Below are 20313 nucleotides of genomic sequence, written 5' to 3' on the forward strand. Positions count from 1 at the left end.
CATGGTGACGACGAAGGCCACATCGGCCATCGTGAGCTCCTGAAACAGTTCGAGGATTCGAAAGAACGGACTCCCTGAGCAAACCCCCTCGAACGGCGCGCCAGCCGTTCGTTGACGCCTCCCATACGGCGATCGCCCCGCCCTTGACGCGATCCCTACGCAGCGGCCTGTGACCGGGCCCACACGGCTTTGACCAGCAGAAAGGCCGGTGGCCCGTACTCCCGTCGAGGAGTGCGGGCCACCGGCCCTGCTGTGCTGCGTCAGGCTGTGGTGCTGTGGTTCAGGCTGTGCTGTGGTTCGGGCTGTGCTGTGTTTCAGCAGTGCGGCGGTTCAGCGCACCTCGGTGATCTCCGGACCGCGCTGGAGCTGCCCCATGCCACCGGAGAAGCGCGAGCCCTCCTGGTCCTCCTGCTGGACGCCGTCGGGCATCATCTGCGCGTCGTCCGGCAGCTTGAGGACGATCGGGTCCCGGGGAGCCATCGGCCCCTCGCCCCGGACCACCACGGTGTCCCGGAAGATCTGCTCCAGTACCCCGGCCGCCTCGGGCTGGACAGCGCCCTGCCCCGAGATGACACCGCGCAGGAACCAGCGCGGCCCGTCGACGCCGACGAAGCGCACCAGCTGCACGCCGTTCGTACCGTCCGGGAGCTGGACGGGCACCTGGGCCCGCAGCTCCCAGCCGAGCGGGCCCTCGACCTCGTCGATGATGCCGCCCTGCTGGGTGATGCCCGAGGCGATCTCCTCGCGCACCTCACCCCAGATGCCTTCCTTCTTCGGTGCCGCGAAGCCCTGGAGCTGGACGGCACTGTCGCGCAGGACGACCGTGGCCGCGACGATCGCGTCGCCCGCGACCTCGACGCGCAGCTCCATGCCCTCGACTCCGGGGACGAACAGACCGCCGAGGTCCACCCGCCCCTCGGCCGCCTCACGGACCTCGGAGATGTCCCAGGGGCCGTCGGGCCGCGGGGCGGGGGGCAGGCCGGACCTGTGTGCCCCGCTCACCTCTGCCGACTCATCGCTCCCGGCGCCGTCGTCGAACTGCCCGGCCTCGCCCGTCGCGTCCTCGTCGGAACCGCTGTTCTTGCGACGTCCGAACACGTCACTGTCCTTCCCGGTCGGATACGACCGATGCGTATCGATTCCCACCCTGTGGCCCGCCCACAGCGGCATGTCCGCCGGTGGACCCGAAGCCCCCTCCGGCCCGTGCCGAGCCGGGAAGCTCCGCCACCTCATGGAAGCGCACCTTCTCGACCTGCTGTACTACCAGCTGGGCGATCCGGTCGAAGCGCTCGAACCGCACCGTCTCGCGCGGATCGAGATTGACCACGATCACCTTGATCTCTCCACGGTACCCGGCATCGACCGTCCCCGGGGCATTCACCAGGGCAAGCCCGCAGCGGGCCGCCAGCCCGGACCTCGGGTGCACGAATGCGGCGTACCCGTCGGGCAGCGCCACCGAGATCCCGGTGGGCAGCACGGTCCGCTCCCCCGGCGCCAGCTCGGCGGCCTCGGTGGTCACCAGATCGGCGCCCGCGTCGCCCGGGTGCCCGTAGGCGGGGAGCGGCACCTCGGGGTCGACACGGCGGATCAGTACATCTACAGGGGTACGGCTCATGGGTTCACCTCGAAGGCGCGGGCGCGCTTCATCTGGTCGGGGTCGTCCATCGCGGCCCGGATCTCCTCCGGCCGTCCGTTCTCGGTGAAGTGCTCGACCTTGACCTCGATGAACAGGCCCTCGGCGCGGACCGCGACAGGCCCGTCCGGGCCGCCGATCCGGCCGGTCGCCGTGGAGTAGATCTTCCGGCCGCTCACCGCGGTGACCCGGGCGTCCAGGTGCAGCGCGGTGCCCACCGGAACGGGCCGTACGAAGTCGGTCTCCAGCCGGCCGGTCACCGCGATGACCCGCAGCAGCCAGTTCAGCGAGCCGAGCGTCTCGTCCAGCGCGGAGGTCAGCACACCGCCGTGCGCGAGGCCCGGAGCGCCCTGGTGGGCGGGGGCCACGGTGAATTCGGCGGTGACGCTCACACCTTCGCCGGCCCGCGCCTGGAGGTGCAGCCCGTGCGGCTGTCCCTCGCCGCAGCCGAAACAGTGCGCGTAGTGCGCTCCGAGCAGCTCTCCGGGGGCCGGGGCATCGTGGTGGCGCACGGGCGCTATGGCGTCGGCCGGGGGCGTCAGCGCTGAAGATGTTCGTGTCACAGCCGCAGACATTACCCGCGCGGCAACGCGGGGACGGCACCATGCCAAGCTTGGCTTCATGCAGCCTTACGAAGAACGTCTCACCGCGCCCCGTTCCTGGTGGCTGATCGCCCTGCTGGTCGGGTTCGCGGGCGCGCTGATCACTCTGCCGCTCGGCACGCTGCCGATGCTCGGCGGCCTGGTCGGCGGGGCGGCGGTGGCGGGCATCATCGTGAGTTCGTACGGCTCGGTCCGCATCCGGGTCGTCGCGGGCTCGCTCGTCGCGGGCGACGCGAAGATCCCGCTCTCCGCGCTGGGCGAGGCCACGGTGCTGGACGCCGAGGAGACAATCGCCTGGCGCTCGTACAAGGCCGATCCGCGCGCCTTCATGCTGATGCGCAGCTATGTGCGCACGGCCGTGCGGGTGGAGATCACGGACCCGTCCGACCCGACGCCGTACGCCTATCTCTCGACCCGCGACCCCGAGGCGCTCAAAACGGCGCTGACCGCGGTGCCCGCCGCCCAGGACTGACGGCCGCGGACAGGCCCTAGAGGCCCTCGGCCTGTACGCCGGGGAGCTCCTTCGGCTGCCGCAGCGGTGGCAGCTCGGGGAGGGCGTCCCAGGGGACCTGGCGCTTGCGCATGTCCTTGCGCACCTTGTCGGCGAGTTTCCTGGTGTCCCGGCGGTTCATCACGGCGCCGACGGTGGCGCCCACCATGAACGGCATCAGGTTCGGCAGGTCGCGGAAGGTGCGCTTCATGATCTGCTGGCGCATTTCGCGCTTCATCTGGCCGCCGATCGCGGTGAACGTGGACGGCTTGGTGATGTCGAAGCCGCGCTCGCCCGACCACGCGTGCAGATAGGCGGTGGAGCGGTCCTTGAGGCCGCCCGGCGGGCGCATCCCGTAGACCTCGTGCAGTTCGGCGATGAGCTTCAGCTCGATCGCGGCGACCCCGGTGATCTCCGCGGCGATCTCTGCCGGCATGGCGAGCGGTACGGGGAGCATCGCGGCCGCTCCGATGCCCGCGCCGACGGTGGACGTCGCGTTGGCCGCGCCCGCGACGAGCCGGTCGGCGATCTCCTCCGGTCCGAGACCGGGAAAGTGCTTGCGCAGCGTCGCGAGGTCGCGGACCGGGATCCGGGGTGCGATGTCGATGATGCGGTCGGTGATGTACGCGAACCCCGCCTTCGCGCCTTCGCCGCCCTTCTGGATGCCCTGCTGTATCCCGTGCTGTATGCCGTGTCTGAGGGCGCCCAGCCGACGGGCCCCGGTCATGGGTCCGTCCTGCACGCCGCGTGCCACAGCGGCGAAGGGCGCCGCTTCGTCGAGCGAGGCCGGGAGGCCCCGCTCGTCGTCACGTGCGCTGCTGACGAGCGCGCTCGCCCCGTGGTCGTTCTCCTCCGGGGGCCGGAGGGCGAGGGGCTCGGCGGGTGCTTCCGCACCTTCTGCCGGGCCCGTGCCGCCCTGCTGGTCCTCGGGGGAACCCTTCCGCCGGAAGCGTCGCTTCCGGGACGGTGTCGCGCCTGCCACTACCGACTGCCTCAGTCGCAGTCGCGGCAGATGGGCTGGCCGTTCTTCTCGCGCGCCAGCTGACTGCGGTGGTGCACGAGGAAGCAGCTCATGCAGGTGAACTCGTCGGCCTGCCGGGGCAGCACCCGGACCGACAGCTCTTCGTTGGACAGGTCGGCGCCGGGCAGCTCAAGACCCTCGGCCTGTTCGAACTCGTCGACGTCGACAGCAGCTGTCGACTTGTCGTTCCGACGCGCCTTGAGCTCTTCCAGACTGTCCTGGTCGCTGTCGTCGTCGGTCTTGCGTGGAGTGTCGTAATCCGTAGCCATGTCGCGCTCTCCCCCTCTGGGTATTTGCGGTGTCTCCAGCGCACGTAACGCGTGAGAGGCCGGACTTGTGCCCGACCCGAGGCGGAGATTTTGCCTCACATCAAGGTCTGTTACTCAATCGACACCCAACCGGATCCCTGGGGAGAGATCGATTTGGATGGCGATCGGGACCGTACACGGTCCCGGGGAGTGCTTTGCGGGCACCACCCCGTGTACTTCCCGTGATCGCACCCCCTGGAAACCCAGGGTTTTCCCAGGTTTTCGGGGATTTGGGGATCACGGAGAGTAGGTAGACGCAATATCGGCCCTGTGACCGATCGCACATCCGTCCCACGGGAACGCGTCCCGGAAATTCCGCGCAAAGCGAACATCCGACCTACCCCCACCGACCGGCTCAGACAGGCAACGTGACACGCATCACGAGGCCACCGCCCTCGCGGGGCTCCGCGATGATACGGCCCCCGTGAGCGCGGGCGACGGAGCGCGCGATGGACAGGCCCAGCCCGACGCCCTTGTCACTGCCGGTCCGCTCGGTACGCAGGCGCCTGAACGGCTCGAAGAGGTTGTCGATCTCGTAAGCGGGAACCACGGGACCCGTGTTCGAAACCACCAGCAGCGCCTGGCCCGGCTGCAGTTCGGTGGTGACCTCCACCCAGCCGTCCTCCGCGATGTTGTAGCGCACGGCGTTCTGGACGAGGTTCAGGGCGATGCGCTCCAGCAGGATGCCGTTGCCCTGGACGACCGCGGGCTGCTGCTCCCCGCGGATCTCCACCCCCTTCGTCGCGGCCTCCGCGAGGGTCTGGTCGATGGCGCGGGTGGCCACCTCCGCCAGGTCGACCGGCTTCCGCTCGACGATCTGGTTGTCGCTGCGGGCGAGCAGCAGCAGGCCCTCGACCAGCTGCTCGCTGCGCTCGTTGGTGGCCAGCAGTGTCTTGCCGAGCTGGGTGAGCTCCACGGGTGCACCCGGGTCGGAGAGGTGCACCTCCAGGAGCGTGCGGTTGATGGCCAGCGGTGTGCGGAGTTCGTGCGACGCGTTGGCGACGAACCGCTGCTGCGCGGTGAAGGCCCGCTCCAGCCGGTCGAGCATCTCGTCAAAGGTGTCGGCGAGCTCCTTGAGCTCGTCGTCCGGGCCGTCCAGCTCGATCCGCCGGGTCAGGTCCGTACCGGCCACGCGGCGGGCCGTACGGGTCATCCTGCCGAGCGGGGACAGCACCCGGCCGGCCACCGCGTAGCCGAAGGCGAAGGCGATGATGCTGAGGCCGACCAGGGCGTACAGCGACCGGGTCAGCAGGTCGTCGAGCGCGTGCTGACGCTCCGCGGAGACACAGGCCTGGAGGGCTGCGTTCGCCTGGTCCGCCGAAATACCGTTCGCCGAAAGGGCGGGGCACGAGTTGCTGGTCAGCTGCACCTTGCTGTCGGGAATCAGCCTGAACGGCGGCTGGCTGCCGTTGTGCAGCGCCTGCGCCGCCAGCATGTAGATGATCGTCAGCAGCAGGATCCCGGCGATCAGGAACATCCCGCCGTAGAGCAGCGTCAGGCGTATCCGGATGGTCGGCCGCAGCAACGGGGAGAGGGACTCCGAGCTCTTCGGGTCCCAGGTCGGTTTGGGCGGCGCCGCGGGCGCCGCCGGGCTGTTGGCCACGGGGCGCTCAGATCCGGTAGCCCGAGCCCGGCACGGTCACGATGACCGGGGGCTCGCCGAGCTTGCGGCGCAGCGTCATGACGGTCACCCGTACGACGTTGGTGAAGGGGTCGGTGTTCTCGTCCCAGGCCTTCTCCAGGAGCTGCTCGGCCGAGACGACCGCGCCCTCGCTGCGCATCAGCACTTCGAGCACGGCGAACTCCTTGGGGGCCAGCTGGATCTCGCGGCCCTCCCGGAAGACCTCGCGGCGGTTGGGGTCCAGCTTGATGCCGGCCCGCTCCAGAACGGGCGGCAGGGCGACCGTCGTACGGCGCCCGAGTGCCCGGACCCGCGCGGTCAGCTCGGTGAACGCGAAGGGCTTCGGCAGATAGTCGTCCGCGCCGAGCTCCAGGCCCTCCACACGGTCACTGACGTCGCCCGAAGCCGTGAGCATCAGGACCCGGGTGGGCATGCCGAGTTCGACGATCTTGCGGCAGACGTCGTCGCCGTGGATCACCGGCAGGTCCCTGTCGAGGACCACGACGTCGTAGTCGTTGACCCCGATCCGCTCCAGGGCCGCGGCGCCGTCGTACACGACGTCGACGGCCATGGCCTCCCGGCGAAGTCCGGTGGCCACCGCATCGGCGAGCAGCTGCTCGTCCTCGACGACGAGTACGCGCACGGCGCTTGTCCTTCCGTTACAGCCCGTGTCCGGGCAGGTCTTGCATGGGGTGTGTACTTCCATCCTGCCCCGTACGGCCATAAACCGGCTGTAAGGCAGTGCCCGGCAGCGGACGCCGGGGAATTCAGGGATTCCCGGTGCGGTTGAGGTTTCTCTGAGGCAGAGCAGGGGGAGGACGACTGCACACCCGCCGATCACGCCCTGTACGGGGCGCGCCACACCCCGCTCCGACACCACCGGGGCGCGTGATCAGTTGACAACCCTCGGCACACCCCCGTGCCACCGACCCACGACGAGGGGGCGCACCCATGGACGCATTCACCGCAGGTCTGCTGCAGCGTATAAAGGCCACACAGACCGACCTGACGCGTGCCCGCGAGTCCGGCGACGACTTCCTGGCGGAGGTCGAGCAGGGCGAGCTGGACGATCTTCACCGCCTCGCGGCCGAACACGGCGTGGCTGTCGAGCCCGCCCTGACCGCCGAGTCCGGCGCGGACATCCGTACCGCGGCGGCCTGACCCGTACAGCGCATCCACGAGGCCCCCGGCACCGTTCCAGGTGCCGGGGGCCTCGTCCGTGCTCAGTCGTGCCAGGCGCCGTACTGCTCCAGCAGCGCCTGGAGCGGTTCGAAGACGCCGGGCGACGCGGCGACCGTCAGGTCGTCCGTCGGGCGCTCCCCGGGCCGCCCACCGGTCAGTGCGCCCGCCTCACGGGCGATCAGGTCACCGGCCGCCCGGTCCCAGGGGTGCAGCCCCCGCTCGTAGTACCCGTCGAGCCGGCCGGCGGCCACGTCGCAGAGGTCGATGGCCGCCGAGCCGCCGCGCCGGATGTCCCGCAGCTGCGGGATCAGCCGCTGCGCCACGGCCGCCTGGTGGGTGCGCACGGTCGTGACGTAGTTGAAGCCGGTCGACACCAGTGCCTGGTCGAGCGGGGGCGAGGGCCTGCACCGCAGCCGCGCGCCGCCGAGGTGGGCGCCGCCGCCGCGCACCGCGTGGAACGTCTCGCCGCGCATCGGGGCCGCCACCACCCCCGCGACGGTCTCGCCGTCCTGCTCGGCCGCGATCGAGACGGACCAAGTGGGCAGTCCGTAGAGGTAGTTCACGGTGCCGTCCAGCGGGTCGATGACCCAGCGGACACCGCTGCTGCCCTCGGAGCTCGCGCCCTCCTCGCCCAGGAAGCCGTCGTCGGGACGGAGGCCGGTGAGGTAGCCGGTGATCAGCTTCTCGGCCGCGATGTCCATCTCGGTGACGACGTCGATGGGGCTGGACTTGGTCGCCGCCACCTCCAGGTGGGCGGGGCGCCCGTCCCGCAGCAGCGCCCCTGCGCGCCGGGCGGCCTCCAGGGCCAGTTCGAGCAGTTCGGTGTGGAGCGGGTCGGTCACGGTTCTCCCTCGGGCTGATTACGCGTACGGGCTGTCGGCGCCCGCGGCCGCCGGCCTGGCCGTGCGGGCCGGGCAGCAGCCGACCGGGCAGACGTCGTGCGACGCGCCCAGCGCGCCGAGTGCGCAGTGCTCCACCGGGCGGCCCCGCTCGGTGGCCGCCCGCTCAAGCAGGAGGTCGCGTACCGCGGCGGCGAAGCGCGGGTCGGCGCCGACGGTCGCCGACCGTACGGCGGGCAGGCCCAGTTCGGCCGCCTTCGCGACCGCCTCGGTGTCCAGGTCGTACAGGACCTCCATATGGTCCGACACGAAGCCGATGGGCACCATGACGACCGCGGGCACCCCCGACCCGTGCAGCTCCGTGAGGTGGTCGCAGATGTCCGGTTCCAGCCACGGGGTCTGCGGGGAGCCGCTGCGCGACTGGTAGACGAGCTGCCAGGGGTGGTCGACGCCCGTCTCGGCGCGGACCTTCTCGACGATCACCCGTGCCACGTCCAGGTGCTCGGCGACGTACGCCCCGCCGTCGGGCCCCGAGCTGTCGGCGGCGGCGGTGGGAATGGAGTGCGTGGTGAACGCCAGGTGCGCCCCGGCCCGGACCGCGCCGTCCAGCTCCGCAAGGGACTTCAGGACGCCGTCCGCCATCGGCCCGACAAAACCCGGGTGGTTGAAGTAGTGCCGCAGCTTGTCGACCCGCGGCAGTTCCAGGCCCTCCGCCGCCAGCGTGGCCAGCGCCCCCGCGAGGTCCTCGCGGTACTGGCGGCAGCCGGAGTACGAGGCGTACGCGCTGGTGGCCAGGACGGCGATACGGCGGTGCCCGTCGGCGGTCATCTCGCGAAGGGTGTCGGTCAGATACGGCGCCCAGTTGCGGTTGCCCCAGTACACCGGCAGGTCGAGGCCGTGCCCGGCGAAGTCCTTGCGGAGCGCGTCGAGGAGGGCACGGTTCTGGCCGTTGATGGGGCTGACCCCGTCGAACAGGAAGTAGTGCTGTCCCACCTCCTTGAGCCGTTCCTTCGGGATGCCGCGGCCGCGGGTCACATTCTCCAGGAACGGGACCACGTCGTCCGGGCCCTCGGGGCCGCCGAAGGAGAGCAGCAGGAGGGCGTCGTAGGGAGCTGGATCACGCTGATCGGACATGCCCCAGATCCTGCCATCCGGGTCCGACAGGCTCCGGGACCCCCCACGGAAGGCCCGGTCGGAGCCGCCCCCGGTGCTCGGCGCCGATCAGCGCCCGTAAGCTGCGCAAACCATCAGTACGCCTTACCGGAGCCCTTCTTGACCAGTCCTTACCGTGCGATCTTCGCCGCCCCCGGCACCAAGGGGTTCTCGGCGGCCGGACTCCTCGGCCGGATGCCGCTGTCCATGCTGGGCATCGGCGTGGTGACCATGATCTCGCAGCTCACCGGGCGGTACGGCCTGGCCGGCGCGCTCTCCGCGACGCTCGCACTGTCCGCGGCCGCCATCGGCCCGCAGATCTCCCGGCTCGTCGACCGGCACGGACAGCGGCGGGTGCTCCGCCGGGCGACCGTCGTCTCCGCCGTCGCCGTGGCGGGGCTGCTGGTCTGTGCGCAGCAGCGGCTGCCGGACTGGACGCTCTTCGTCTGCGCGGCCGGCGGGGGCTGCGTCCCGAGCGTCGGCTCGATGGTCCGCGCCCGCTGGGCGGCGCTCCACCGGGGCGATCCGCGGATGCTGCACGCGGCGTACTCCTGGGAGTCGATCGTCGACGAGGTGTGCTTCATCTTCGGTCCGATCCTCTCCATCGGGCTCTCCACCGCCTGGTTCCCCGAGGCGGGTCCGCTGATGGCGGGCGGCTTCCTCGTCGTGGGGGTGTGCTGGCTGACCGCGCAGCGCGCCACCGAACCGGCCCCGCATCCGCACGGGCACGGCCCCGGCGGCTCCGCGCTGGCCTCCCCCGGGCTGCGGCTGCTGGTGCTGACGTTCGTGGCGACGGGCGCGATCTTCGGGTCGATCGACGTGGTGACGGTCGCGTTCGCCGACGAGCGCGGCCACAAGGCGCTGGCCAGTCTGGTCCTCGCGGTGTACGCGCTCGGATCCTGTCTGGCCGGGGCGGTCTTCGGACTGCTGCACCTCCGGGGGGCCGCTTCCAGCAGGTGGCTGGTGGGGGTGTGCGCGATGGCGCTGAGTATGATCCCCCTCCAACTGGCCGGGAACCTGCCGTTCTTGGCCGTGGCGCTCTTTGTCGCGGGGCTCTTCGTCGCACCGACGATGGTGACCACGATGGCCCTCGTCGAGCAGCACGTACCGCGCAGCAGGCTGACCGAGGGCATGACCTGGACCAGTACCGGGCTCGCTGTCGGTGTGGCACTCGGCTCCTCGGCCGCAGGCTGGGCGGTCGACGCGGGCGGGGCACGCCAGGGGTATCTGGTGCCGCTCGTGGCGGGAGCGCTCGCGGCCGCGGTGGCGTTGCCCGGCTACCGCCGGCTCAATGTGCCGGTGCCACTAGACGGGAGCGGGGCGGATGACCGGTACACCAAGAACACCGGCTGCGGCACGGACGGCGACCGCGGTACGGCCGGCGGGGACCTGGCGTAACTGGGCGGGGAATGTCACCGCCCGACCGGCGCGGGAGGTGACCCCGGCGTCCGCCGCCGAGCTGGCCGACGCCGTCAGGCGGGCGGGGGACGAGGGCCTGAAGGTGAAGGCCGTCGGCACCGGCCACTCCTTCACGGCGGCGGCTGCGACCGACGGGCTGCTGATACGTCCCGGTCTCCTCACCGGCGTCCGGGAGATCGACCGCGCGGCGGGCACGGTGACGGTCGAGGCCGGCACACCGCTGAAGCGGCTCAACCAGGCGCTGGCGCGTGAGGGGCTCACCCTCACGAACATGGGCGACATCATGGACCAGACGGTGGCGGGCGCCACCAGCACCGGCACCCATGGCACCGGCCGCGAGTCCGCCTCCATATCCGCGCAGATCCGGGCGCTCGAACTGGTGACGGCCGACGGCTCGGTGCTGACGTGCTCGGCGACGGAGCACCCCGACGTCTTCGCGGCTGCCCGGATCGGGCTCGGCGCGCTGGGTGTCGTCACGGCGATCACCTTCGCGGTGGAGCCGGTCTTCCTGCTGACGGCCCGCGAGGAGCCGATGGGCTTCGACCGGGTGACCGCCGACTTCGACCAGTTGGTCGCCGAGAACGAGCACTTCGAGTTCTACTGGTTCCCGCACACCGGCAACTGCAACACCAAGCGCAACAACCGCAGTGCGGGCCCGGCCGCCCCGCCCGGCCGGGTGTCCGGCTGGATCGAGGACGAGCTGCTCTCCAACGGCGTCTTCCAGGCGGCGTGTTCGCTGGGCCGGGCCGTGCCCGCGACGATTCCCGCGATCGCGAAGATCTCCAGCCGGGCGCTGTCCGCCCGCACCTACACGGACATCCCGTACAAGGTCTTCACAAGTCCGCGCCGGGTGCGCTTCGTGGAGATGGAGTACGCCCTCCCCCGGGAGGCCGCGGTCGGGGCGCTGCGGGAGGTCAGGGCGATGGTGGAGCGCTCGCCGCTGCGGGTCAGCTTCCCCGTGGAGGTCCGCACCGCGCCCGCGGACGACATCGCGCTCTCGACGGCCTCCGGCCGGGAGACCGCGTACATCGCGGCGCATATGTACCGGGGCACCCCGCACCGGGCGTACTTCACCGCGGTGGAGCGGATCATGACCGCGCACGGCGGCCGGCCGCACTGGGGCAAGCTGCACACCCGCGACGCGGCGTACCTGGCGGAGGTCTACCCGCGCTTCGGCGAGTTCACGGCCGTACGCGACCGGCTCGACCCGCAGCGGCTGTTCGGCAACGACTACCTGCGCCGGGTCCTGGGCGAGTGACCTCCGCCGGGTGACGGGCCGCCGGGGCCCGTCACCCGGCGGGGTGCTGTCCCGCCGGGTTCTCCGCTGCGGCGTCCGGCGCGCTGTCCTGCCCGCCGGTGCCGCCCTGGCCCGAAGTGGAGCCCGAGCCGTCACCGGACGAGGCGGACGGCGTCGGATCCGGGGTCTGCGCGCCGCCGCCCGTCGCGGGCTGCGAGGGGCTGGGTGTCGGATCGGCCGACGTGCCGCTCTTGCCGGGGTCGGGCTTCGACTGGCCGGTGCCGCCGGATCCGGAGCCGGTGCTCGGCGACGGGTCGGGGCCGGTGCTCGGCTGCCGGTCGTGCTGCTGGGGGTCCTGGCTCTGCTGAGGGTCGGCCGGAACCGACGGCTCCGGCGAGTGGTGCCGGGTCCCGCCGCCCCCGACCACTGAGCCCACGGTCGTCCCCGAGCCGCCGCTGAGCCCGTGCCCGGAGAGCAGCTCGAAGCCGCTGATCCCGGCCATCGCCACGAGGAACACGACCAGGGCCGCGAGGGACGAGCGCTTCCAGCCCCGCACCCTCGTCCCGTGGGTCGTGGCCTCGGTGAACTCTTCGTCGGTGAACCCTTCGCCCGCGACCGGCGTCAGCAGCCGCGTCGCGTCCGGCTCCCCGTCGCCGGGGAGGCCCGTCCACCCCGTCCGGTCCGCGTCGGACCGTCCGGGCCGCGGCACCATGATCGTCGGTGGCGCCTCCCCAGGCTCCGAGGCCCCCGGCACCTGCCGCACCGGGATCTTCATGGCCTTGGGCTTGACCTGGACCGTCACTTCGCGGATCTGTTCCCCGGTGCGCCGGAAGAAGTGCTGGAAGATCGTGCCGCCACAGGTGGCGATCACGCTCACCAGGCCCGCGCCGATGATCGTTCCGTACACGCCGAGCTTCGAGGCCAGCACCGCCGCCACCACAGCGGCGAACGCGCTGCCCGCGACCTGAGGGACGCTCAGATCGAGCTGCCTCCCCTTCCCGCTTCCGGTCTCTGCGCCGCCGTCCGGCTTCTGCTCCATCACCAGCCCCTGTTTGTCCATCTGGGTACACCCTGCACCAGAAAAGGACATTTGAGCGAAGTGGATAGTTCCACTTCAGAAGATTGTGTGAAGCACAACACCCGCAGGCATACGCTGGCGGCACTGACGAGGCTCCCCCTCCGCCGGACCCCGGGAAGTTCAGCGGCGAGCCGTCCACCCCCTTGGCCCGAATGGAGTACTGTGGCGAGCCCTGGGCCCGGCCTCCCTCAGGGGTGTCCGGACAGGCGGGAGGGGGCCTAAGACGGCACTCGAACCGGCGGCACCATAGGCAGCGCACGGGCGCCTCGCTGCACAGAGTGACCGACGGTCGCTCTGTGTCGCAAACAGGTAACCGTGCCATAACGGCGTTCCAGGGCTGAGGCCCGACACGCCGGATAACTCGGCAAGGTTGTGGCGTGCTGTACCCGGGCAGGCCACACTCGACTAGCGGAAGCAGCGACGCACGTGACGTCGGCAGGCACCACCCGGGAGGTTCCCATGCCCGAACTGCGTGTCGTGGCCGTCTCGAATGACGGCACACGACTGGTGCTCAAAGCTGCGGACAGTACGGAGTACACGCTTCCGATCGATGAGCGGCTGCGTGCTGCGGTCCGTAATGACCGCGCCCGCCTCGGCCAGATCGAGATCGAGGTGGAGAGCCACCTCCGTCCCCGTGACATCCAGGCGCGTATAAGAGCCGGCGCCTCCGCCGAAGAGGTCGCCCAGATGGCCGGGATCCCGGTCGACCGGGTCCGCCGCTTCGAGGGGCCGGTGCTCGCGGAGCGCGCGTTCATGGCGGAGCGCGCCCGCAAGACACCCGTACGGCGTGCCGGTGAGAACACCGGCACCGGTCCGCAGCTCGGCGAGGCGGTGAACGAGCGGCTGCTGCTGCGCGGCGCCGAGCGGGACACCGTGCTCTGGGACTCCTGGCGCCGCGACGACGGGACCTGGGAGGTCCTGCTGGTCTACCGGGTCGCCACCGAGACGCACTCGGCGAGCTGGAGCTACGACCCGCCCCGCCGCCTGGTGCAGGCGATGGACGACGAGGCGCGGTCCCTGATCGGCGAGTCGGACGACTCGCTGGCCGCGCCGGAGCCGAGCTTCCCGTTCGTACCGAGGATCGCCCGGCTGCCTCGCGACCGGCCGCTCGACCGCGCCCTGGACCGGCAGATGGAGCGGCCCACCGCACCGGTGCCCGCCCCGCCCGAGCCCGAGGAGAGCGGCAGCGGTGAGCGGGACTCGCTGACCAGCCTGCTGGAGGCCGTACCGAGCTTCCGGGGCGACATGGTCGTGCCCGAGCGCCCCGCGCCGCCCGAACTCCCGCCGTCCGAGCCCGCGCAGGAGCCGGAGTCCGAGGAGCCGCCCGCGGCGTCCGCCGGGGCCGGTTCGGCGTACGCGGACGTGCTGATGCCGCGTGCGGTGGCCGGTCACCGCGACCGGCTCACCGGGACGACGGACCGGCAGGCCGAGGCGGACGGCGTCCGCCCGGGCCGGCGTGCCGCCGTGCCGAGCTGGGACGAGATCGTCTTCGGCACCCGGCGCAAGAAGCAGGAGTAGCGAGAACAGCAGCACCCGGAGCGGGGGCCCGTACGCAGTGCGTACGGGCCCCGTTCTGCGCCCGCAGCTCTAGGGCATGGGCCCCGTGGCGACCGGGCGGGACTCGTCCGACGACCACTCGGACCAGGACCCCGCGTAGAGCGCGGCCCGGATCCCGGCGATCTCCAGCGCCAGCACCTCATGTGCGCCCGACACACCTGATCCGCAGTAGACGCCGACCTCCGCGCCCTGGTCCGCCGCCCCCAACGCGGCGAACCGCGCGGCCAGTTCACCGGCAGCGAGGAAGTGCCCGCCTGCTCTGGTGTTCTCCGACGTCGGGGCCGACACCGCGCCGGGGATGTGCCCGCCGACCCGGTCGATCGGCTCCACGTCGCCCCGGTAGCGCTCGGCGGCGCGGGCGTCCAGCAGCACGCCCTTGCGGGCCAGCTCGGCCGCGCCGTCCGCGTCGAGGAGCGGCAGCGCCCCCGGCGCGGGTACGAAGTCGCCCGGCGCGGGCGCCGGCGTGTCCGTGGAGAGCGGCCCGGACCAGGATGCGAGACCCCCGTCCAGCACCCGGACGGCCGGGTGGCCGGTCCAGCGCAGCAGCCACCAGGCGCGCGCCGCGGCCCACCCCTGGCCGCCGTCGTACACGACGACCGGGGTGTCCGCCGAGACACCCGCGCGGCGCAGCACCGCGCCCAGTCCGGCGGGGTCGGGCAGCGGGTGGCGGCCGCCCGCGCCGGGCGGACCCGCCAGCTCCGTGTCCAGGTCGACGAAGACCGCGCCGGGGAGGTGGCCGGCCTCGTACTCGGGGCGCAGGTTCGGGCCGCCGAGCTGCCAGCGGATGTCGAGGAGCACCGGCGGACGGGGTCCGGCCAACTCGCTCGCGAGATCGGATGCGGTAATGATGGGTGTCATGACTGCCATCCTCGCCCAGAGTCCGGCGCACACGTAACGCCGTAGAAAAGGACGAGGAGTACCAAAACAGGCATCCTCCTGCTGGAACGTGCAAAATGCGGCGCGGCCGGGGCGCCGCGCGCGGCAGGTGGTGGAAGCATCTGGGCGGGGGGCGGCCCACCGACCCCCGCACGGCCACCACCGATGGTCCGAGGAGAGAGCGAAAATGACCGAGGCAGCATCGCGGCGCAGGCCCGGAACCCCCTGCTGGGTGAGTCTGATGGTGCACGGCCTGTCAGAGACCCAGGAGTTCTACGGCGGCTTGTTCGGCTGGGAGTTCCGGCCGGGTCCCGACCAACTGGGCCCCTACGTACGTGCGCTGCTGGACGGCCGTGAGGTCGCTGGGATCGGACAGATGCCGCCCGACCGGCACCTGCCGATCGCCTGGACGACGTATCTGGCCTCCGACGACGTCGACGCCACCGCGGAGGCCGTCAGACACTGCGGCGGGACGGTAGGAGTCGGCCCGCTCGACGCGGGCGAGGCGGGGCGGCTGGCCATAGGTTCGGACCCCGACGGCGCGGTCTTCGGCATCTGGCAGGCGGCGGCCCACGTGGGCACAGCGGAGTGGGGTGTGCCCGGAACTCCGGTGTGGAACGAGCTGATGACCCGGGAGACCGGGTCGGTCAGCAAGTTCTACCAGGCGGTGTTCGGTTACGAGACGGAAGCGGTCGTCCCGGACGGCTCCGACTGTCTGACGCTGTATCTGGAGGGCCGGGCAGTCGCCTCGCTGCACGGGGCCGGGCAGGCGCTGCCCCGCGACAGGGGTCCGCACTGGATGACGTACTTCGAGGTGGCGGACGTCGACGCGGCCGTACGCCGGGTGACCGAGCTGGGCGGGCAGGCGCTCCAGCCGCCGCGCCAGGGCGAGTCGGGGCGGCTGGCCACCGTCGCCGATCCGGAGGGCGCGGTCTTCACCGTCGTACGGACGGAGCGCTGACGCCCCGTCGGACACCAGGAGGCGGACGGACGCGCGCCGTTGGCGGTTTCTCAGTGATCCGGGGGCGGCCTGAGCACGGGTCATCCGCACGGGCCCGCGGGGAGCGGGAGAGCCGATGGGGCAGGTGCGGCTGCCGTGGTGGCGAGCGCCGAGAGCAGAACCCGGACGTCGGGCAGGTCCGGCAACTCCCGTACCGTGCCCGCGACGGTGAGTGCGGCGGCGGGGTCCAGTACCCGGGTGGCGAGCCCGTGGAACTTGGCGGTGACCGCGGCGCCGTCCAGGGGGTTCGTGGGCGAGCCGAGCGGGTCGGTTACCTGGCCCGTGTGGCAGGCACCGGTGCGGGTGGTGAGCGTGATCACGGGCTCGGTGTCGCCGGTCATCCCCTCGTCCACCTCCAGGGTGATCCGGTCCAGCACCGACCGGACCGCCGGCGACGCACGGCTCTTCGCCGAGTACGCCGTCAGGTCGGCCGTTCCGAGCGCGACCCGCACAGCCACCGCGTACGGCAGGCTGAGCTGGGCCGCCGCGAGAGTGCCGCACGCGGTGGCACCGCACATCCCGTGGATGAAGGCGGAGAGCCGTACATGAACCGAGGCGACGTCGTCGGGCCCGAGGCCGTGGTCCGCCATGAGCCCGGCCACGGCGTCGACCGATGAGTGGGTGGAACGGCACGACGCGTACGGCTTGATCGAGCAGCGGGAGACGCGCCACCGGTCACCGAGACCGGCGGTGAGCGCGGCCGGTGTGGCGGAGCCGGGCGCGATGGTGCGCAGGAATCCGCCCCAGGTGTCGTCGAACACCGCGCGCGGTCCGGTGATCCCGTGCCGCGCCGCGAGCGCGGCGGTGAGCCCCGCCTCCGCTGCCCGCCCCGCGTGCAGTCGCTTGCTCATGGCCCCGTCGTGGACGAACGCCCAGATGCCGCCGCTGAAGCTGGCGGAGAGCGCGAGGGCGTGGGCGGTTCTGTCCGGGTCGAGCCCCAGGACGGCTGCCGCCGCCGCGGCTGCCCCGAACGGGCCGCAGGTGCCGGTGGAGTGCCAGCCCGCCTCGTTGTGCGGCGCGTAGCCGCCGCAGGCCTCCAGAACACGGCGGGCCACGTCGTAACCGACGATGACGGCTGCGAGCAACCGGGCCCCGGACACCGGGTGTCCGGCCACCTCGGCGGCGGCGAGCGCGGCGGGGACGACGACGGCGCCCGAGTGGTCGCAGCCGCCGGCGTCATCGAGTTCGAGGGCGTGCGCCGACACCCCGTTGACGAGCGCCGCCGCACGCGGTGCCACCCGGGAACCGGTTCCCCAGACCGTGCCGGCTCCACCCGGTTCGGAGGCGGCGAGCAGCCCGAGCAGGGCTGTGGCCTCCGTACTCGCGGAACCGGCCAGCGCGGCCCCGAGCGTGTCCAGGACGTGGTGCTGGGCCTTGGTGACCACAGGCTGCGGGATCGCGGCGAGCCGGGTGTGCGCGGTGAACCGGGCCAGCGCGCCGAGCGCGTCACCGGTACGTCCGGAGCCGGGCGCCGCTGTGGCAGTCATGCCAACTCCCTTGTGAGACGGTCGAATACCTCGGCGGGATGGCCGGGCGCGTTGGTGGCGTTCCTGGCCGCCCACCACTCGGCGACCTCACCGGCCGTCGCGATCCAGACGTCGTCGTGGCTCCGGATATGGCGGAGGAGTTCCCTGACGAGGCCGATCCGGCCGGGGGTGCCGGTGACCTCGGGCTGGAGCCGCAGGACGTAGCAGAGTCCGAACCGGTGGTAGGCGTCGAACTCGGTGGTCCAGTTGCCCAGCACCTCGCGGTACGGCGCGATCCTCGACTGGCCTGCGGGGAACGCCGGGTCCAGGTTGAAGAAGAAGTACGGGTGGTCGTGCAGCTCGTGGTGGACCGGGATTTCGGTCAGCCGGCGCTCCGTGCCCGTACCGGTACGGGGACCGGCCGTCCGGGCCGGATGGAAGTGGGGCAGATCGTCGCCGTGCAGCGACGAGGACCAGGTGAATCCCCGGTCCACGAGGGCATCGGGAAAGCCCGCCGCCCACTCCCCCGCCGGGATACGGAAGCCGCGGGGCCGTTCACCCGTCACGTCGGCGATGGCAGCGGAACCCCGGTCGACCACGTCCAGCTGCCCGGCCAGGCCGAGGCCGCTGAAGTCCTCGTGGGCGTGGCCGTGGTGGGCGATCTCGTGTCCGTGCCCGGCGATGGCGTGGAGGAGGTGCGGGTACCGTTCCGCGTTGCGGCCGGGAACGCACCAGGTGGCCGTCACCCCCTGCGACTGGAACTCGGCGAGCAGCCGGTCCACCCCGCGGGTCGCACCGTAGCGGCCGACCGAGAGGGTCTTCACCCGCTGTGCGGTGGTCGGGTCGGCGGCCAGCAGCGGGAGTTCGGCGTCGAGGTCGACGCTGACGACGACGGCGCAGCGGATGCCCCGGGGCCACCGCGGGGGCTCCGCCGCGGCCACGGCCGCACAGGAGGCGGCAGGCGTGTCAGACATGCGCGGTCACCTCCGGCCCGCCGACGGCCGGCGGGGCCTGGCGCGCCCACCATCCGGCGATCTCCCGGCAGGTGGCGAACCAGACCCCGGGCTGTGCGCTCATGTGCGCGAGGAACCGTTCGAGCAGCAGCAGCCGGCCCGGCTTGCCGGACACCTTGGGATGGAACAGGGTTGTCATGCAGAGCCCTTCGGCGTGATGGCCGTCGAACTCCCTGATCCAGTTGTCCAGGGTCAGTTCGTAACTGGCGATCCGGTCCTGGCCCTTGGGGAAGTCGGGCTCACGGGTGTAGGCGAGGGAGGCGTAGTCGTCGAGGTCCCACCGGCCGGGAATCTCCACCAGGGATGTCGCCGCCCCGTCGATCTCGTGGAAGTAGGGCCGGTCGTCGCCCCGCATGGAACTGGAGTAGGTGAATCCCGCTTCGAGCAGGAGCCGTGGTGTCTGCGGATGCCAGTCGCCCGAAGGGGTACGGAACCCCTCGGCGGGAGCGCCGAGCAGCCGTGTGAAGACCTCCTGGCTACGGGAGATCACCTCGGCCTGCTCAGCAGGCGTGAGGTCCCAGTACCGCTCGTGCCGGTAGCCGTGGTGGGCCACTTCGTGTCCCTGCTCCACGATGGCGGTGCACGCGTCGGGCCAGGTCTCGATCACCCACGCGGGCACGAAGAAGGTGGCGGTCACTCCGGCCGACCGGAGGAGACCGAGAATGCGCGGCAACGCGCGGTAGGGGCCGTAGGCGCCGAGCGAGAAGTAGCCGGGCTTGTGCCAGATCTCGCCGCTCAGCATCGCGTCGCCGGTGGGGCCGTCCAGATCGAAGGCGAGCGCGACGGCGCTCCGGGCCCCGCCGGGCCAGCGCCCGTCGGGGGCGGGCGCCGCTGCGGCGGACAGGGGGGTTGTACGGGCAGACGTGGTCAAGGGTGCTCGATTCGCTGGGAGTTGCCGGGACCGGGGAGCGGGGCTTGATGTGCTTCCGGCCGGGTCATGACCCGGTGCCGTTGATCACCGGCTCCGTGATGCCGTACCCGAGGCCCGCCGCCTTGAGGATGCGCTGGTATTCGCCCGACTTCTCGATGGCCTTCAGTGCCTTCAGCACCGCGTGGGCCATCGTGGTGTCGCCCTTCTTGATCACGACGGCGAAGGGGGTGGTCGGCAGCGGGGGCATCACCACGGAGAACGCGGAGGGGTCGCTCCTGCTGAAGTAGGTGAGGTTCTCCTCGCCCTGGGCGGCGAGTTCGACCCGGCCCTGCTGGAGCTGGAGCCGGGCTGCGGCACCCGAGTCGGCGGGCAGGATCCGGATCGGCGGACGCCCGGCGTCCACGCAGTACTTCCGGCTCACATCCTGGATCTGCTGGTAGTAATCCACCTTCTTGCCGACCGCGAGGTGTTTGCCGCAGGCGTCCGTGAACTTCCGGTACGCGCCGGCCTTGCCCTTGAGGGTGTAGATGCGCCCGCGTGCCGCGAAGTAGTCGACGAAGTCGACGGTCTTCTGCCGTTCCGCCGTGTCGGAGAGACCGGACATCGCGATGTCGGTTCTGGTGGTCTGTACGGAGCTGGTCAGCTGGTCGAAGGACTGCTGGACGATGTCGACGCGCACGCCCATCCGCTTGCCCACGGCCCTGATCAGATCGATGTCGGCCCCGGCCACCTTGTGCGTCTTGTCGTCCAGGTACTCCATGGGCGGGAAGTCCGGCGACATGCCCACTCTGAGGGTGCCGGTCTTCGCGACGGTGTCGGGGAGACCGGCGGCCTTGGCCTTCGCCGCCGGCACCGGGTGGTAGTGGGTACAGCCCGAGATGAGAAGGACCGCGGCCGTCGCGAGCGCGGCGAGGCGCAGCGGGCCGGAGTTTCGGAGCATGTGGATCT

The 20313-nt window shown here is 71.7% G+C and carries 21 protein-coding genes; 6 read left to right on the forward strand and 15 right to left on the reverse strand.

Annotation, left to right across the window (positions count from 1 at the left end):
- Window positions 1-330: 330 nt before the first annotated feature.
- Genes OG210_RS04055 through OG210_RS04065 form a run of 3 tightly spaced genes read right to left on the reverse strand, consistent with a single transcriptional unit; the run spans window position 331 to window position 2196 of the window.
- On the reverse strand, window positions 331-1098 hold the full coding sequence (locus OG210_RS04055; protein WP_328332356.1) for a DUF3710 domain-containing protein: 768 nt from the start codon (window positions 1096-1098) through the stop codon (window positions 331-333).
- A gap of 1 nt (window position 1099) precedes the next feature.
- On the reverse strand, window positions 1100-1615 hold the full coding sequence (gene dut, locus OG210_RS04060) for a dUTP diphosphatase (RefSeq protein ID WP_328332354.1): 516 nt from the start codon (window positions 1613-1615) through the stop codon (window positions 1100-1102).
- Window positions 1612-2196, reverse strand: coding sequence for a PaaI family thioesterase (locus OG210_RS04065; RefSeq protein ID WP_328332352.1), 585 nt, complete (start codon window positions 2194-2196; stop codon window positions 1612-1614). The genes dut and OG210_RS04065 overlap by 4 nt, the downstream gene beginning before the upstream one ends.
- Window positions 2197-2254: 58 nt before the next feature.
- Here OG210_RS04065 and OG210_RS04070 point away from each other — a divergent pair, with 58 nt between their 5' ends.
- Entirely contained in the window at window positions 2255-2707 is a 453-nt protein-coding gene (locus OG210_RS04070; protein ID WP_328332350.1) for a DUF3093 domain-containing protein, read from the forward strand.
- Window positions 2708-2723: 16 nt separating this feature from the next.
- Here OG210_RS04070 and OG210_RS04075 read toward each other — a convergent pair whose 3' ends face one another.
- The 4 genes from OG210_RS04075 to OG210_RS04090 all read right to left on the reverse strand — a co-directional run bounded on the left by OG210_RS04075 (window position 2724) and on the right by OG210_RS04090 (window position 6318).
- On the reverse strand, window positions 2724-3707 hold the full coding sequence (locus tag OG210_RS04075) for a hypothetical protein (protein ID WP_328332348.1): 984 nt from the start codon (window positions 3705-3707) through the stop codon (window positions 2724-2726).
- An 11-nt stretch (window positions 3708-3718) separates the two neighbouring features.
- A complete protein-coding gene (locus tag OG210_RS04080) occupies window positions 3719-4015 on the reverse strand; it encodes a DUF4193 domain-containing protein (protein WP_164260119.1) in 297 nt (98 codons plus the stop codon).
- 394 nt (window positions 4016-4409) lie between these two features.
- Window positions 4410-5657 carry an ATP-binding protein gene (locus OG210_RS04085; RefSeq protein WP_328332346.1) on the reverse strand — a complete coding sequence of 416 codons (1248 nt, stop codon included), beginning with the start codon at window positions 5655-5657 and terminating at the stop codon, window positions 4410-4412.
- A 7-nt stretch (window positions 5658-5664) separates the two neighbouring features.
- On the reverse strand, window positions 5665-6318 hold the full coding sequence (locus tag OG210_RS04090; protein ID WP_327294825.1) for a response regulator transcription factor: 654 nt from the start codon (window positions 6316-6318) through the stop codon (window positions 5665-5667).
- A gap of 308 nt (window positions 6319-6626) precedes the next feature.
- On the opposite strand from OG210_RS04090, the gene OG210_RS04095 reads away from it, so the two are divergent.
- Window positions 6627-6836, forward strand: a complete 210-nt coding sequence (locus OG210_RS04095) for a hypothetical protein (RefSeq protein ID WP_328332344.1) — start codon at window positions 6627-6629, stop codon at window positions 6834-6836.
- Window positions 6837-6898: 62 nt separating this feature from the next.
- On the opposite strand, the gene OG210_RS04100 is transcribed toward OG210_RS04095, so the two are convergent.
- Both OG210_RS04100 and OG210_RS04105 read right to left on the reverse strand, forming a co-directional pair.
- Window positions 6899-7699, reverse strand: coding sequence for an inositol monophosphatase family protein (locus OG210_RS04100; protein ID WP_328332343.1), 801 nt, complete (start codon window positions 7697-7699; stop codon window positions 6899-6901).
- 18 nt (window positions 7700-7717) lie between these two features.
- Window positions 7718-8830, reverse strand: a complete 1113-nt coding sequence (locus OG210_RS04105; RefSeq protein ID WP_371535009.1) for a ferrochelatase — start codon at window positions 8828-8830, stop codon at window positions 7718-7720.
- Between the two features lie 138 nt (window positions 8831-8968).
- On the opposite strand from OG210_RS04105, the gene OG210_RS04110 reads away from it, so the two are divergent.
- Window positions 8969-10246: an MFS transporter gene (locus OG210_RS04110; RefSeq protein ID WP_328332340.1), complete on the forward strand. Its 1278-nt coding sequence runs from the start codon at window positions 8969-8971 to the stop codon at window positions 10244-10246.
- On the forward strand, window positions 10173-11525 hold the full coding sequence (locus OG210_RS04115) for a D-arabinono-1,4-lactone oxidase (RefSeq protein WP_371535010.1): 1353 nt from the start codon (window positions 10173-10175) through the stop codon (window positions 11523-11525). Before OG210_RS04110 ends, OG210_RS04115 begins: the two co-directional genes overlap by 74 nt.
- Window positions 11526-11556: 31 nt before the next feature.
- Here OG210_RS04115 and OG210_RS04120 read toward each other — a convergent pair whose 3' ends face one another.
- A complete protein-coding gene (locus OG210_RS04120) occupies window positions 11557-12564 on the reverse strand; it encodes a hypothetical protein (protein WP_371535011.1) in 1008 nt (335 codons plus the stop codon).
- Between the two features lie 477 nt (window positions 12565-13041).
- On the opposite strand from OG210_RS04120, the gene sepH reads away from it, so the two are divergent.
- Window positions 13042-14100 (forward strand): septation protein SepH, encoded by a 1059-nt coding sequence (sepH, locus tag OG210_RS04125; RefSeq protein WP_328332334.1) that lies wholly within the window; start codon window positions 13042-13044, stop codon window positions 14098-14100.
- A 69-nt stretch (window positions 14101-14169) separates the two neighbouring features.
- Here sepH and OG210_RS04130 read toward each other — a convergent pair whose 3' ends face one another.
- Window positions 14170-14997 carry a sulfurtransferase gene (locus tag OG210_RS04130; protein WP_328332332.1) on the reverse strand — a complete coding sequence of 276 codons (828 nt, stop codon included), beginning with the start codon at window positions 14995-14997 and terminating at the stop codon, window positions 14170-14172.
- A gap of 205 nt (window positions 14998-15202) precedes the next feature.
- Here OG210_RS04130 and OG210_RS04135 point away from each other — a divergent pair, with 205 nt between their 5' ends.
- Window positions 15203-15976, forward strand: a complete 774-nt coding sequence (locus tag OG210_RS04135; RefSeq protein WP_328332330.1) for a VOC family protein — start codon at window positions 15203-15205, stop codon at window positions 15974-15976.
- 80 nt (window positions 15977-16056) lie between these two features.
- Here the strand turns inward: OG210_RS04135 and OG210_RS04140 are convergent, their stop codons facing one another.
- The 4 genes from OG210_RS04140 to OG210_RS04155 all read right to left on the reverse strand — a co-directional run bounded on the left by OG210_RS04140 (window position 16057) and on the right by OG210_RS04155 (window position 20305).
- Entirely contained in the window at window positions 16057-17502 is a 1446-nt protein-coding gene (locus tag OG210_RS04140) for an MmgE/PrpD family protein (protein WP_371535012.1), read from the reverse strand.
- Complete coding sequence (locus tag OG210_RS04145; RefSeq protein ID WP_371535013.1) at window positions 17499-18455, reverse strand: polysaccharide deacetylase; 957 nt, start codon at window positions 18453-18455, stop codon at window positions 17499-17501. The genes OG210_RS04140 and OG210_RS04145 overlap by 4 nt, the downstream gene beginning before the upstream one ends.
- Window positions 18448-19365: a polysaccharide deacetylase gene (locus OG210_RS04150; RefSeq protein WP_371535014.1), complete on the reverse strand. Its 918-nt coding sequence runs from the start codon at window positions 19363-19365 to the stop codon at window positions 18448-18450. The genes OG210_RS04145 and OG210_RS04150 overlap by 8 nt, the downstream gene beginning before the upstream one ends.
- A 64-nt stretch (window positions 19366-19429) precedes the next feature.
- Window positions 19430-20305, reverse strand: coding sequence for an ABC transporter substrate-binding protein (locus tag OG210_RS04155; RefSeq protein WP_371535015.1), 876 nt, complete (start codon window positions 20303-20305; stop codon window positions 19430-19432).
- Window positions 20306-20313: the final 8 nt, after the last annotated feature.

Origin of the sequence: Streptomyces sp. NBC_00466 (genome assembly GCF_041433995.1) — a bacterium.
Taxonomy (GTDB): Bacteria; Actinomycetota; Actinomycetes; order Streptomycetales; family Streptomycetaceae; genus Streptomyces.

Excerpts from the sequence above, each read along its gene's own strand:
- sepH (WP_328332334.1), top strand. The coding sequence starts at position 13,042 with ATGCCCGAACTGCGTGTCGTGGCCGTCTCGAATGACGGCACACGACTG.
- OG210_RS04105 (WP_371535009.1), bottom strand. The coding sequence starts at position 8,830 with ATGTCCGATCAGCGTGATCCAGCTCCCTACGACGCCCTCCTGCTGCTC.
- OG210_RS04155 (WP_371535015.1), bottom strand. The coding sequence starts at position 20,305 with ATGCTCCGAAACTCCGGCCCGCTGCGCCTCGCCGCGCTCGCGACGGCC.
- OG210_RS04095 (WP_328332344.1), top strand. The coding sequence starts at position 6,627 with ATGGACGCATTCACCGCAGGTCTGCTGCAGCGTATAAAGGCCACACAG.
- OG210_RS04145 (WP_371535013.1), bottom strand. The coding sequence starts at position 18,455 with ATGTCTGACACGCCTGCCGCCTCCTGTGCGGCCGTGGCCGCGGCGGAG.
- OG210_RS04080 (WP_164260119.1), bottom strand. The coding sequence starts at position 4,015 with ATGGCTACGGATTACGACACTCCACGCAAGACCGACGACGACAGCGAC.
- OG210_RS04115 (WP_371535010.1), top strand. The coding sequence starts at position 10,173 with ATGACCGGTACACCAAGAACACCGGCTGCGGCACGGACGGCGACCGCG.
- OG210_RS04135 (WP_328332330.1), top strand. The coding sequence starts at position 15,203 with ATGACCGAGGCAGCATCGCGGCGCAGGCCCGGAACCCCCTGCTGGGTG.
- OG210_RS04130 (WP_328332332.1), bottom strand. The coding sequence starts at position 14,997 with ATGACACCCATCATTACCGCATCCGATCTCGCGAGCGAGTTGGCCGGA.
- dut (WP_328332354.1), bottom strand. The coding sequence starts at position 1,615 with ATGAGCCGTACCCCTGTAGATGTACTGATCCGCCGTGTCGACCCCGAG.
- OG210_RS04120 (WP_371535011.1), bottom strand. The coding sequence starts at position 12,564 with ATGGACAAACAGGGGCTGGTGATGGAGCAGAAGCCGGACGGCGGCGCA.
- OG210_RS04070 (WP_328332350.1), top strand. The coding sequence starts at position 2,255 with ATGCAGCCTTACGAAGAACGTCTCACCGCGCCCCGTTCCTGGTGGCTG.
- OG210_RS04140 (WP_371535012.1), bottom strand. The coding sequence starts at position 17,502 with ATGACTGCCACAGCGGCGCCCGGCTCCGGACGTACCGGTGACGCGCTC.